This window comes from Staphylococcus sp. GDY8P196P (assembly GCF_017891705.1).
Taxonomy (GTDB): domain Bacteria; phylum Bacillota; class Bacilli; order Staphylococcales; family Staphylococcaceae; genus Staphylococcus; species Staphylococcus ureilyticus.
This window is the reverse complement of the sequence record NZ_JAESJS010000010.1, coordinates 118,587-131,035: the sequence shown is the minus strand read 5'-3', so window position 1 is coordinate 131,035 and position 12,449 is coordinate 118,587. Positions and strand designations below refer to the sequence as shown.

Here is a 12,449-nt window from a genome sequence, read left to right as displayed (position 1 = left end):
AATTATGTTTACTGGTATTGTCGAAGAAATAGGAACTATAAAAAAAGTTACAACACAACAAGCGGTTGTTAATTTAACAATTGATTGTAGAACAATTTTATCTGACATGCATATTGGTGATTCTATTAGTGTAAACGGTGTATGTTTAACTGTTATACAATTTGATGAACGGTCATTTTCAGTCCAAGTAATCAAAGGTACTGAGAATAAAACCTATTTGAATCAATTAAATCAATCCGCTGAGGTGAATTTAGAGCGAGCAATGAGCGGTTCAGGAAGATTTGGAGGTCATTTTGTACTTGGCCACACTGATGAAGTAGCTAGAATTACTAGAATACAAAACTCAGATAATTCTAAAATTGTAACTATTAAACCATCTACTTCTGTGATCGATCAAATGGTACAACAAGGTTCAATCACCGTAGATGGCGTTAGTTTGACAGTATTTCAATTACGAGATACAGAATTTGATATTCATCTTATACCAGAAACAAGAAGATCAACTATCTTAAATCAAAAACGTGTTGGTGACCTAGTACATATTGAAACAGACATGTTGTTTAAATATGTAGAAAAAATAGTTGGTAAAAGTGAAAAAGGTTTAAGTTTAGAAAAACTAAGCGCTTTTGGATTCTAGGAGGGGTAAAATGCAATTGGACAGTATAGATTTAGCACTTGAATCACTAAAAAAAGGTAAAAGTATCATTGTAGTAGACGATGAAAATAGAGAAAATGAAGGAGATTTAGTAGCGGTTACTGAATGGATGTATGATAATACTGTTAATTTTATGGCTAAATATGGAAGAGGATTAATTTGTGCACCGATTAGTAAAAAAATAGCTGAAGATTTAGAACTTCATTCAATGGTCAATCATAATTCAGATGTATATGGCACTCAATTTACAGTTAGTATTGATCATATTAACACTACAACTGGTATCAGTGCTGATGAAAGAATGCTCACTGCAAAAGCATTAATCGATAATAGTACAACAGCAGAAGATTTTAATAAACCAGGCCATTTATTTCCATTAGTTGCTCAAGAGAATGGTGTATTGGCTAGACGTGGTCATACTGAAGCCTCTGTAGATTTAGCTAAATTAACTGGCGCAAAACCGGCAGCGCTGATTTGTGAAATTATGAATGACGATGGTTCAATGGCAAAAGGTGATGATTTAGAAGCATTTAAAAATAAGCACAATTTGGTAATGATATCTATCGAAGATTTGGAAAAATATAGAAAGCAATCTGTTTCGTCTGTTGCAGCAAAAGCTAAAATAAAGTTGCCTACTGAATATGGTAATTTCGATATGTATGGTTTTACAACAAATAATGGTGAAGAAATTGTAGCAATCACAAGTGGTAATATTAACGAAACAGAGAATGTACGTATACATTCTGCTTGTTTGACTGGAGATATTTTTCATAGTCAAAGATGTGATTGTGGTGAACAGCTTGCTGCATCTATGAAATACATTGATAAAAATGGAGGCGTTATCCTTTATTTACCTCAAGAAGGTAGAGGAATCGGTTTAATTAATAAATTAAAAGCATATGAATTGATAGAACAAGGATATGATACGGTTACAGCAAATATTGCACTCGGTTTTGATGAAGATTTAAGAGAATACCAATATGCTGCTGAAATTTTAAAATATCTAGGTATCAAACGTGTGAATTTATTAAGTAATAATCCTAAAAAATTTGGAAGTTTGGAGAATTACGGCATTGATATTGCCAAAAGAATTGAATTGGTAATACCATCTAACCAATATAACCAAGCTTATATGAAAACAAAAAAAGAGAAAATGGGTCATTTAATATAGGAGGAATAAACATGAATTTTGAAGGTAAATTAATAGGATCAGATTTAAAGGTAGCGATTGTCGTAAGTAGATTCAACGATTTCATTACGAATCGTTTGCTAGATGGTGCTAAAGACACTTTAGTTAGACACGAAGTGCCTGCAGAAAATATTGATGTTGCATATGTGCCTGGGGCTTTTGAAATCCCATTAGTAGCTAAAAAATTAGCTCAAAAAAGTGATTACGATGCAGTAATTACTTTAGGTTGTGTGATTAGAGGTTCAACGTCACATTATGATTATGTATGTAATGAAGTAGCGAAAGGTGTTTCAAAAGCGAATGATATTTCAGATACACCAGTTATCTTTGGAATTTTAACAACTGAAAATATTGAACAAGCTGTAGAACGTGCAGGTACAAAAGCAGGAAACAAAGGGTCTGAAGCGGCAGTAAGTGCTATAGAAATGGCGAATTTATTGAGAGAAATTTAATGATTCAAGTAATAATTAGTAATGTTATTTAAAAATAAAAATTAGGTCAGAACTCTAGATATCATTTCCTATGCTCAAAACAAGAGTCAGGCATATAAATCCCCAAAAATAGCACTCAGATGATTTAATTCAATTCATCTGAGTGCGTCTTTTTATTCAATACTTCATATTGTTGGCTCGCTTTCTTTGGGGACAGCTTTAGCCTGTAGTCTTCAGCTAGTCCTATCCCTCGAGAGACTTGCTAAAATACGTCATATTTGTCCAAGAACTATATGTTTCAAACAAAATTATTTTGAGAAAGGGGATTTATGTCCCAGTCCCTTTTAGTTTTAAATTTTTGTTTTTGCTCGTCATACTTGGACTATAAATATCGTTTGCATAATCCGTAATCATTCACTTATTCATAAATATGATATTACATTTGATTATTCTAACAATGTTTTGAAAAGGTTTAAATTACATACACTTTAATCATAAAATTTTTATTTTTTAATTTTTTTGTATAGCCATGCACTTAAAGCTCCAATAGTTGACAGAGCTCCAGCGACTACTCCAATTTTTTTCAACACTTCGGGTTTCATAATTTCTAAAAACATTAGATTTAAATTTTGAGGTCGTTCTGCTAATCTTCTCATAAAGTAACTAAACCAATCATCACCGTATGGAACATAGATACAGAAATGATTGCCTTCGCGCGCTAGTGATTCTGCCAATTCTGAGCGGAAACCATACAACATCTGAAATTCATAGTTATCTTTTTCAATATTATTGTCTTTAATAAACTGTTTAATATGTGTGATGATAGCATCATCATGTGTAGCAATAGAAGTGACATTTTTCGCATTTAACAGTCGCTTTTTAATTAAGCGTATGTAATTATCGTCAATTTCTTCTTTAGTTTGATAGGCGATGTTTTCATTTTCTTTATATGCACCTTTGACCATACGTAATCGTAATTCTGGGTATTTATCGACGAGTGCATCTGCTTTATATAAATATCCTTGTATAACAGTTCCTACATTTTTAAATTCGCCTTTTAATCGGTCTAAAACTTGTGTAATATCAAATAAGCTATCATATTTTTCAGTGTCTATATTAATATGCATATTACCAAAATCGTTAGCTTTAAGTAATATTTCACGTAAATTACGATAAGCAAGATCAATGTCAAACTCAGAACCTAATTGGCTGATTTTGATAGACATATGACCATCTAAATTATGATTGTTGATAGCATACATCACTTCTAATATTTGGTCTTTTGCTTGTATTGCCTCACCTTCATTTAAAACAAATTCACCAAGACAATCTACTGTGACAGTAATCCCTTTGTTATTTAAACGTTCAATTGTGTCCACTAATTCTGGAATAGTGTTCCCTGCAACTACTTTCTTGGCACCGAACATAGGACCAATTTCCTTAGCTGCTTTATTTAAAAATGGATTGTTAGATAATCCTATAAAAAAATTTTTCACAATTGGCATATTAATTCCTCCCATTCTGCTTATGGCTGTTCTTTCAATAATAGTGTAGCATGAATCTAATAGTAATGAAATCGTTTACAATAAAATTTATTACACTAAATATTATATACTACACGATAACATTGTCTCACGCTTTAGCTATGAGTTATAATCATAAAGTTATAGGCACACATAACAGTATGATTTATGCGTTAAAAATGGAAAAAGTACATCATATTTTGATACAATGTAGTTATTGAAATTATTGTAGAAGGGGAAGTATGGAATATGTGGAAATGGGAAACAGAAAACGAGGCAAAGGGTGTCATTGTAATCGCCCATAACATGCTCGAACATACAGGTAGATATGCATATGTTATAACAATGCTTCGTAGAAATGGCTACCATGTAATCATGGGTGATTTGCCTGGACAAGGTCAAACTACACGTGCTAATAAAGGACAAATAGCAAACTTCGAAGTATACCATGAACATGTGCTTGAATGGATTAGAATAGCTAATGAGTATAAACTTCCGACTTATTTTTTAGGTGTAGGCCTTGGTGGGCTTATCATTTTAAATTTACTTGAAAAAGTGGAAGTGCCTATTGAGGGGCTAATGTTGATTTCTCCATTATTAGAATTCAAGAAAAATAAAAAAACTAGAAAAGATAAAATTGTGTCGAATGTAGGAAAATTAACTAAAGATACAAGATTTAAAATAGGTATTACAATTGAAGATTTAACACGTAATGAGGAGGTTATTGAAGAGGCAAAAGCGGACCAACTCATGCTTCAGAAAGTTACGTATCATTGGTATAAACAAATCATTGAAATCATGAAAGAAACTGTTACACATTTAAAAGATATTAAACCACTTCCTTTATTATTAATGTATGGACTAGAAGATAAAGTGGCTGATATTTCTACTATGAGTTTAATTAAAGAAAAAATTACTACAGAAGAGTTATATTTTAAAGCTTGGCCTGGGTTGAATCATGAAATACATAATGAACCTGAAAGAGATGACGTAATGCGCTATGTTCTAGCATTTCTTAATAATAGCGCTAGTAATATTGGTTTTATTGTACATGATGAAAATGAACTTTCATAATTTATATAATAAATGATGGAATCGGATCTTGAGTATCATTTTATAAAATGCTTAATAAGTCTAAACAACCATCTAATTGATACAATTATGACTTAACAATCATTGATAAAAAGAGTGAATAAATTTAATCTGTCGTTGATTTTATTGACACTCTTTTATTTATAAAAAATAATGTGAAAAAAATCACAATAAACATTGATTTTTAAAATAATAATTGTTATATTTATATTGTGAAAAAAATCACATTAATCTTTAGTAATATTTACTTTGAATTAAAAGGAGCGACTTAGCATGAAAATTGAAAAAGGGAATAAAGTAGTTTTAATAGGTGATGGAGCAGTTGGATCAAGTTATGCTTTCGCAGTAGTTGCACAAGGTTTAGCTGATGAATTAGTAATAATAGATTTAGATGAAGCAAAAGTTAAAGGCGATGTTGCAGATTTAAATCATAGTGCTCCATACGGTGATTCACCAGTAAAAGTAAAAGCTGGTAGTTATGAAGATTGTAGTAATGCTGACTTAATTGTCATTACTGCAGGAGCTGCACAAAAGCCAGGCGAAACGAGATTAGATTTAGTAGAAAAAAATACAAAAATATTTAAAGATATTGTCACTAAAATTATGAGCACAGGATTTAATGGCATTTTCCTTATAGCAACAAATCCAGTGGATGTATTATCCTATGTAACACAAAAAGTTTCAGGATTACCGAAAGCTCAAGTGATTGGATCAGGTACAATACTAGATACAGCACGATTTAAATTTGAACTAGCACAAGAATTTGGTGTGTCCCCTTGGAGTGTGGATGCACAAATTATTGGTGAACATGGTGATTCTGAATTAGCGATATGGTCACAAGCTAATATTGCTGGTCAACCATTATACAATTTATTAAATGATAACCCTGATAAACAACATAGAATAGATGAAATATTTACCAACACAAGAGATGCTGCTTATGAGATTATCCAATCAAAAGGGGCAACTTATTATGGCATAGCAATGGGATTGGTACGTATTACACAAGCAATTTTAAAAAATCAAAATGTAGTCTTGCCAGTTTCTAGTTATTTAGAAGGTGAATATAAACAAGATGATGTTTATATTGGAGTGCCTACATTAATTAATAGAAATGGTGCAGTTAAAGTATATGAGACGCAATTAAATAGTGAAGAAAGTGAAAAGTTTGAAAATTCTGCCATAATTTTGAAAGATATGCAAAATAAAATCAAACAACTAATTGCATAATTCATAATTTAATTTTAAACTGTATATAAGATTAATTTTATTGAAAATATCAAAATTTATTCCGATATGAATAAATTTTGCATTGAATGAATTTTTGGTAAATTAATTTTACATGTTTAACTTTATATTATGATTGGGGGATATTTCTATGGGGAAGACAATTGCTGATATGGTAGATAGTGTCCTTAGATTGGAATATGTACTTAAAGATATTGAAGAAATTTTTGAAAAAGTACAGAAACAATATAAAATGTCAAAAGAAGAAATTTTAATTCTTTTAACACTTTGGGAAGAAGGATCAATGACGCTTAAAGAAATGGATAATTATGTTAAAATAAAATCTTATAAACGTACAAGAACGTATAATGATTTAGTTGAGAAAGCGTGGATTATTAAAGAAAGACCTGTGAACGATGAACGTACGGTAATTATACATTTCAATGAGGATTTAAAAGGTCAAAGGGAAGAACTTTTAAATTGTTTTAAAGCAGAAATAAGTGAAAAATCATCTACTATACAATCTAGTCTTAAATCTATCTTAAAATTATAGGGAATAATTATAGTTACAAAATGAGAAGTTAGACCCAATATAGTATTAGGTAATCAATATCTATACTAAAGTAAAAATGCATCTCCATTTATGTGGAGATGCATTTTTATTTTTAATATACTTTATCTTTTTTCAATTGCACATAGAAATGGTGCATTATTTTTTTGATTAATAAATTGATATTGTAATATGTGTGCTTTGTTTTGATCAAAATGTTGAAGATAATTTAATAATGCATCACGTTCAATTTTACCCTCATCATGTCCGTGATATATTACTAGTACAATTATGCCTTCTGTTGCCAATATATCAAATATTTCATCTATAGCTGTTAAAGTACTGCTGGGGATTGTCACAATTGATTTGTCGCCTTTAGGTAAATAGCCTAAATTAAAAATGGCTGCATCAATTTGTCCAATTTCATTACTTTGTATATATTGCTTTACTTTAGCATGACTATCTTGAATTAAGTGTACATTTTTAAATGCGTTTGTCTTGTTGCTCGTATTTTGAATTGCAACCTCTTGAATATCAAAAGCATACACTTTACCATTTGGAACTTGTTGTGCTAAAAATTCAGTGTCATGACCATTACCACAAGTGGCATCAATCACAATGCTGTCTTTGTTGATATGTTGTCGTAATAGCGTTTTAGAAAATGGTAAAATCCGTTCTAGTTTCATGATTTAATCGTCGATTCATAGTATTTTCCTTGATAAGAATTTCTGCGTGCTAATTCATCATCAATTTCGTTTAATACTTCCCATTTGTTGACACTCCACATAGGGCCAACCATTAAGTCAATCGGACCATCACCAGTAATTCGATGGACAATCATTTCTTTTGGTAAAATTTCTAGTTGATCACAAACTAAATTTGTATAATCGTCTTGAGACATGAATTCGAGCATGCCTTTTTCGTATTGTTTTACCATTGGTGTACCTTTAAGTAGGTGTAACAAGTGTATTTTAATGCCTTGGACATCCATTTGTGCTACTTCTTTAGCTGTTTCTATCATCATGTCATAGTCTTCTTCAGGAAGACCGTTAATGATATGTGTACACACGTTTATGTTATGTTTACGTAGCTTAGCTACACCTTCGTAATACGTTTTCATATCATGTGCACGATTAATCAAATCTGATGTTTTTTGATGTACTGTCTGTAGACCTAATTCAACCCATAAATAGGTACGTTCGTTCAATTCAGCTAAGTATTCGACAACATCATCCGGTAAGCAGTCAGGGCGTGTTCCAATAGATAATCCTACAACTCCAGGTTCTTTTAATGCAGTTTCGTACTTTTCTCTTAATACTTCAACTGGCGCATGTGTGTTAGTAAATGCTTGGAAATAAGCAATATACTGACCTTCATGCCATTTTTCATGCATTCTATCTTTGATTTGTTGGAATTGCACATCTATCGGGTCTACACGATCTCCTGCAAAATCCCCACTTCCTGCTGCAGAACAAAACGTACAGCCACCATGTGCAACTGTGCCATCTCTATTTGGGCAATCAAATCCTCCGTCAATTGCAACTTTAAAGATTTTTTGGCCAAATTTATTTTTCAAATGGTAATTCCAAGTATGATATCGTTTATTCTCGAATGCGTAAGGGAAGAATTGTCCCATATAACATTTTCCTTTCTAAATTCATTCTAGTTAAAGATTTTAACATATTTTAATGATATAGTGTTTAGAGTAAAAACAGAAATTTAAAATTAGAAAGGAGCTTATGGTTATGAATATGCCAAAATCAGTGTGGTGGTTGGTGATTGGTATGGCATTAAATATCACAGGCTCAAGTTTTTTATGGCCATTAAATACAATATATATGAATGAAGAATTAGACAAAAGTTTAACAATGGCTGGGTTAGTATTAATGATTAATTCATTTGGTATGGTCATTGGCAATTTATTAGGTGGTAATCTATTTGATAAATTGGGTGGTTATCGGACAATTATGATTGGAACTGTGATCTGTTTAAGTAGTACAACATTGTTGAATTTTTTCCACGGATGGCCATGGTATGCAGTATGGTTAGTCTGTCTAGGCTTTGGAGGTGGCATGATTGTCCCAGCAATTTATGCGTTAGCAGGTGCAGTTTGGCCGCAAGGTGGTAGACAAACTTTTAATGCGATATATTTAGCTCAAAATTTAGGAGTGGCGATTGGTGCAGCATCTGGTGGCTTTGTGGCAGAATTAAGTTTTAATTATATATTTATAGCTAATTTATTAATGTATATTGCATTTGCCATAGTCGCAATTAGCCAATTTAATATTAAATTGGACATTAAAGTTAAATCAAATGATGCTATGAGTTTATTAGATAAAGCGTACAGACCACAATTCATTGCATTAACTTTGCTGTGTGTCATGTTTAGCATTTGTTGGATTGCTTATATTCAATGGGAAAGTACGATTGCTTCATTTACTCAAGAGCTAAATATCTCTATGGGCCAATACAGTTTATTGTGGACTGTCAACGGTATTATGATATTAGTTGCACAACCATTAATCATTCCAATAATTAGATTATTAAAAGGAAATTTAAAGCATCAAATGTATGTTGGTATAGGTATTTTTATTATCTCTTTCTTTGTCACAAGTTTTGCTGAACAATTTTCTGTATTTATGGTAGGTATGGTTATATTAACATTGGGTGAAATGTTTGTTTGGCCAGCAGTTCCGACAATTGCAAATCAACTTGCACCAAATGGGAAAGAAGGTTCATTCCAAGGTTACGTTAATTCTGCAGCTACAGTTGGTAAAGCATTTGGTCCTCTTATTGGTGGTGTTGTTGTTGATATGTTTAACATGCAAATCATGTTTTTAAGCATGATTTCATTGTTAGTTTTATCACTTATATTTTTAACATTTTATGATCGCAAATTACCAAAGGATATTTAATATAATATTGAACCCAAAATGTAGATTTCATTTATTTTTGTTACAGAGCAATCATGGTACATGAGATTAAAAATAAGCATTAATGATTCAGCGAGAAATGGTTATTGAATTAATAATATTTTATGTATAGTTTAAATAATTTTATATAAACATAAAGGCGAGTTTTGTAAATCAACTTTATACTTGAAATAAAGGGCTTTTTCAAATATCATAAGAAGAGTATAGGAGTAGTAATTTGAAAGCTTTTCGACAGAGAGCTAGGGTGGGTGGAACCTAGCGTAAAGCCTCAAGTGAACTTACCAGGACTTAAAGTGAATGAATGACATCTCTAACTATTAATTAAAATGAGCGCACATTTAGTGAAACAGGGTGGTACCGCGGTGAAAATCATCGTCCCTATTATATAATAGTTTGAGGTGTCTTTTTATTATTGAACAGGAGGAAATGAAGTGAATTACAATCATAATGAAATTGAAAGAAAATGGCAGAATTATTGGGAAAACTATAAAACGTTCAAAACTGAAGATAATTTAGGCCAGAAAAAATTTTATGCACTTGATATGTTCCCTTATCCATCAGGTGCAGGGCTACATGTAGGCCATCCTGAAGGCTATACAGCTACTGATATTATTTCAAGATACAAACGAATGCAAGGATATAATGTATTACATCCAATGGGTTGGGATGCTTTTGGTTTACCAGCTGAACAATATGCGCTTGATACAGGTAATGATCCTCGTGAATTCACAAAACAAAATATCCAAACTTTTAAACGACAAATTAAGGAATTAGGATTTAGTTATGATTGGGATCGTGAAGTTAATACAACAGACCCAGAATATTATAAATGGACACAATGGATATTCATTCAATTATATAATAAGGGATTTGCTTATGTTGATGAAGTAGCAGTGAACTGGTGTCCTGCGTTAGGTACTGTATTGTCAAATGAAGAAGTAATCGATGGTGTTTCTGAACGTGGCGGACATCCTGTTTATAGAAGACCAATGAAACAATGGGTACTTAGAATTACTGAATATGCAGACAGATTACTTGAAGATTTAGATGATTTAGATTGGCCTGAATCTTTAAAAGACATGCAACGTAATTGGATTGGACGATCAGAAGGCGCATCTGTAAGATTTAATGTAGAAAATTTCAATGATCAAATTGAAGTGTTTACAACACGCCCAGACACTATTTATGGTGCAACATTCTTAGTGTTAAGTCCTGAACATGAACTCGTAAATAAAATTACTACATCAGAACATCAAGAAAGTGTTGAGAAATATCAACAAGAAGCGGCAATGAAATCAGACTTAGAACGTACTGGATTAGCTAAAGAAAAATCTGGTGTGTTTACTGGAGCGTATGCATTTAATCCTTTATCAGGAGAAAAAACGCCGATTTGGATTGCTGATTATGTTTTATCTTCATATGGTACAGGCGCTGTTATGGCAGTTCCTAGCGGAGACCAAAGAGACTATGAATTTGCAAAAGCTTTTGATTTACCAATTAAAGCAATAATTGAAGGTGGAGACCTATCTGAAGCAGCTTATGATGGCGATGGGCCTCATATTAATTCACAAGAATTAAATGGTTTATATAATCATGAAGCGATTGAAAAAGCTATTACACTTTTAGAACAAAACAATGCTGGTACAAGAAAAGTCAATTATAAACTGAGAGATTGGTTATTTAGTCGTCAACGTTATTGGGGCGAACCTATTCCTGTTATACATTGGGAAGATGGTACGATGACAACGGTTCCTGAAGATGAATTACCTTTACTTTTACCTGAGACAGACGAAATTAAACCTTCTGGTACAGGTGAATCGCCATTAGCTAATATAGATGAATTTGTTAATGTTATTGATGAAGAAACTGGGATGAAAGGACGTCGTGAAACAAATACAATGCCACAATGGGCAGGTAGTTGTTGGTATTATTTACGCTTTATTGACCCAGATAATGAACAGATGTTAGCTGATCCTGAAAAGTTAAAACATTGGTTGCCTGTGGATTTATATATTGGTGGAGTTGAACATGCAGTGTTACACTTATTGTACGCTAGATTTTGGCATAAGGTCTTGTATGATTTAGGTGTAGTGCCTACCAAAGAACCATTCCAAAAATTATTTAACCAAGGCATGATTTTAGGTGAAGGTAATGAAAAAATGAGCAAATCTAAAGGTAATGTTATTAATCCAGATGATATAATCAAATCACATGGTGCTGACACGTTACGTCTATATGAAATGTTCATGGGTCCACTAGATGCTGCAATTGCATGGAGTGATAAAGGATTAGACGGTTCAAGACGTTTCTTAGACAGAATTTGGAGACTTTTAATTACAGAAGACGGTTTAATCACAGATAAAGTAGTCAATACTAATAATAAAGCTTTAGATAAAAGTTACCACCAAACTGTGAAAAAAGTTTCGGAAGACTTTGAAACATTAAATTTCAATACGGCAATTAGTCAGCTAATGGTATTTATAAATGATTGCTATAAAGTTGATGAGATTTATAAACCATATATTGAAGGATTTATTAAAATGTTAGCGCCAATCGCACCTCATATAGGTGAAGAATTATGGGCGCGTTTAGGACATGAAGAAACGATTACTTATCAACCATGGCCTTCTTATGATGAAACATTATTAGTCGATGATGAAGTGGAAATTGTCGTTCAAGTAAATGGTAAAGTTCGTGCCAAAATTAAAGTTTCTAAAGATCTTTCAAAAGAAGAAATGGAAACAGTAGCATTAGGTAACGAAAATATCAAAGCTGAAATAGAAGGCAAGGATATTAAAAAAGTGATTGCGGTGCCTCAAAAACTTGTTAATATTGTTGCCAAATAACAC

11 protein-coding genes are annotated in these 12,449 nt (G+C 32.1%); 8 read left to right on the top strand and 3 right to left on the bottom strand.

All coding sequences use genetic code 11. The features are described 5' to 3' along the window. Positions 1-4: 4 nt before the first annotated feature. Genes ribE through ribH form a run of 3 tightly spaced genes read left to right on the top strand, consistent with a single transcriptional unit; the run spans position 5 to position 2,296 of the window. Positions 5-637 (top strand): riboflavin synthase, encoded by a 633-nt coding sequence (ribE, locus tag KA814_RS07465; RefSeq protein ID WP_046208329.1) that lies wholly within the window; start codon positions 5-7, stop codon positions 635-637. Between the two features lie 10 nt (positions 638-647). After that, positions 648-1,826 carry a bifunctional 3,4-dihydroxy-2-butanone-4-phosphate synthase/GTP cyclohydrolase II gene (locus KA814_RS07460; protein ID WP_064208810.1) on the top strand — a complete coding sequence of 393 codons (1,179 nt, stop codon included), beginning with the start codon at positions 648-650 and terminating at the stop codon, positions 1,824-1,826. A gap of 11 nt (positions 1,827-1,837) precedes the next feature. Continuing rightward, a complete protein-coding gene (gene ribH, locus KA814_RS07455; protein ID WP_064208811.1) occupies positions 1,838-2,296 on the top strand; it encodes a 6,7-dimethyl-8-ribityllumazine synthase in 459 nt (152 codons plus the stop codon). Positions 2,297-2,778: 482 nt separating this feature from the next. Here ribH and KA814_RS07450 read toward each other — a convergent pair whose 3' ends face one another. Beyond that, entirely contained in the window at positions 2,779-3,780 is a 1,002-nt protein-coding gene (locus KA814_RS07450; RefSeq protein WP_064208812.1) for a proline dehydrogenase family protein, read from the bottom strand. A gap of 267 nt (positions 3,781-4,047) precedes the next feature. Here KA814_RS07450 and KA814_RS07445 point away from each other — a divergent pair, with 267 nt between their 5' ends. From KA814_RS07445 to KA814_RS07435, 3 genes are all read left to right on the top strand, one after another. Continuing rightward, the gene (locus KA814_RS07445; protein WP_064208813.1) at positions 4,048-4,872 is read left to right on the top strand and encodes an alpha/beta fold hydrolase; all 825 of its coding nucleotides are present in this window, start codon (positions 4,048-4,050) and stop codon (positions 4,870-4,872) included. A 291-nt stretch (positions 4,873-5,163) separates the two neighbouring features. Beyond that, on the top strand, positions 5,164-6,120 hold the full coding sequence (locus KA814_RS07440; RefSeq protein WP_064208814.1) for an L-lactate dehydrogenase: 957 nt from the start codon (positions 5,164-5,166) through the stop codon (positions 6,118-6,120). 148 nt (positions 6,121-6,268) lie between these two features. Then, positions 6,269-6,670 (top strand): transcriptional regulator, SarA/Rot family, encoded by a 402-nt coding sequence (locus tag KA814_RS07435; protein ID WP_064208815.1) that lies wholly within the window; start codon positions 6,269-6,271, stop codon positions 6,668-6,670. Positions 6,671-6,792: 122 nt separating this feature from the next. Here KA814_RS07435 and mnmM read toward each other — a convergent pair whose 3' ends face one another. Both mnmM and mnmL read right to left on the bottom strand, forming a co-directional pair. Further along, positions 6,793-7,353 carry a tRNA 5-(aminomethyl)-2-thiouridylate-methyltransferase MnmM gene (gene mnmM / locus KA814_RS07430; protein WP_046208336.1) on the bottom strand — a complete coding sequence of 187 codons (561 nt, stop codon included), beginning with the start codon at positions 7,351-7,353 and terminating at the stop codon, positions 6,793-6,795. Further along, on the bottom strand, positions 7,350-8,303 hold the full coding sequence (gene mnmL, locus KA814_RS07425) for a tRNA modification radical SAM protein MnmL/YtqA (protein WP_064208816.1): 954 nt from the start codon (positions 8,301-8,303) through the stop codon (positions 7,350-7,352). The genes mnmM and mnmL overlap by 4 nt, the downstream gene beginning before the upstream one ends. Positions 8,304-8,412: 109 nt before the next feature. On the opposite strand from mnmL, the gene KA814_RS07420 reads away from it, so the two are divergent. Together KA814_RS07420 and leuS are read left to right on the top strand one after the other, a co-directional pair. Further along, positions 8,413-9,582 (top strand): MDR family MFS transporter, encoded by a 1,170-nt coding sequence (locus tag KA814_RS07420; RefSeq protein WP_046208338.1) that lies wholly within the window; start codon positions 8,413-8,415, stop codon positions 9,580-9,582. 449 nt (positions 9,583-10,031) lie between these two features. Continuing rightward, complete coding sequence (gene leuS, locus KA814_RS07415; protein WP_064208817.1) at positions 10,032-12,446, top strand: leucine--tRNA ligase; 2,415 nt, start codon at positions 10,032-10,034, stop codon at positions 12,444-12,446. Positions 12,447-12,449 lie beyond the last annotated feature (3 nt).

Coding starts and splice junctions, on each gene's coding strand:
- KA814_RS07440 (WP_064208814.1), top strand. CDS start 5,164: ATGAAAATTGAAAAAGGGAATAAAGTAGTTTTAATAGGTGATGGAGCA.
- mnmL (WP_064208816.1), bottom strand. CDS start 8,303: ATGGGACAATTCTTCCCTTACGCATTCGAGAATAAACGATATCATACT.
- KA814_RS07460 (WP_064208810.1), top strand. CDS start 648: ATGCAATTGGACAGTATAGATTTAGCACTTGAATCACTAAAAAAAGGT.
- mnmM (WP_046208336.1), bottom strand. CDS start 7,353: ATGAAACTAGAACGGATTTTACCATTTTCTAAAACGCTATTACGACAA.
- KA814_RS07445 (WP_064208813.1), top strand. CDS start 4,048: ATGTGGAAATGGGAAACAGAAAACGAGGCAAAGGGTGTCATTGTAATC.
- KA814_RS07420 (WP_046208338.1), top strand. CDS start 8,413: ATGAATATGCCAAAATCAGTGTGGTGGTTGGTGATTGGTATGGCATTA.
- ribE (WP_046208329.1), top strand. CDS start 5: ATGTTTACTGGTATTGTCGAAGAAATAGGAACTATAAAAAAAGTTACA.
- KA814_RS07435 (WP_064208815.1), top strand. CDS start 6,269: ATGGGGAAGACAATTGCTGATATGGTAGATAGTGTCCTTAGATTGGAA.
- KA814_RS07450 (WP_064208812.1), bottom strand. CDS start 3,780: ATGCCAATTGTGAAAAATTTTTTTATAGGATTATCTAACAATCCATTT.
- ribH (WP_064208811.1), top strand. CDS start 1,838: ATGAATTTTGAAGGTAAATTAATAGGATCAGATTTAAAGGTAGCGATT.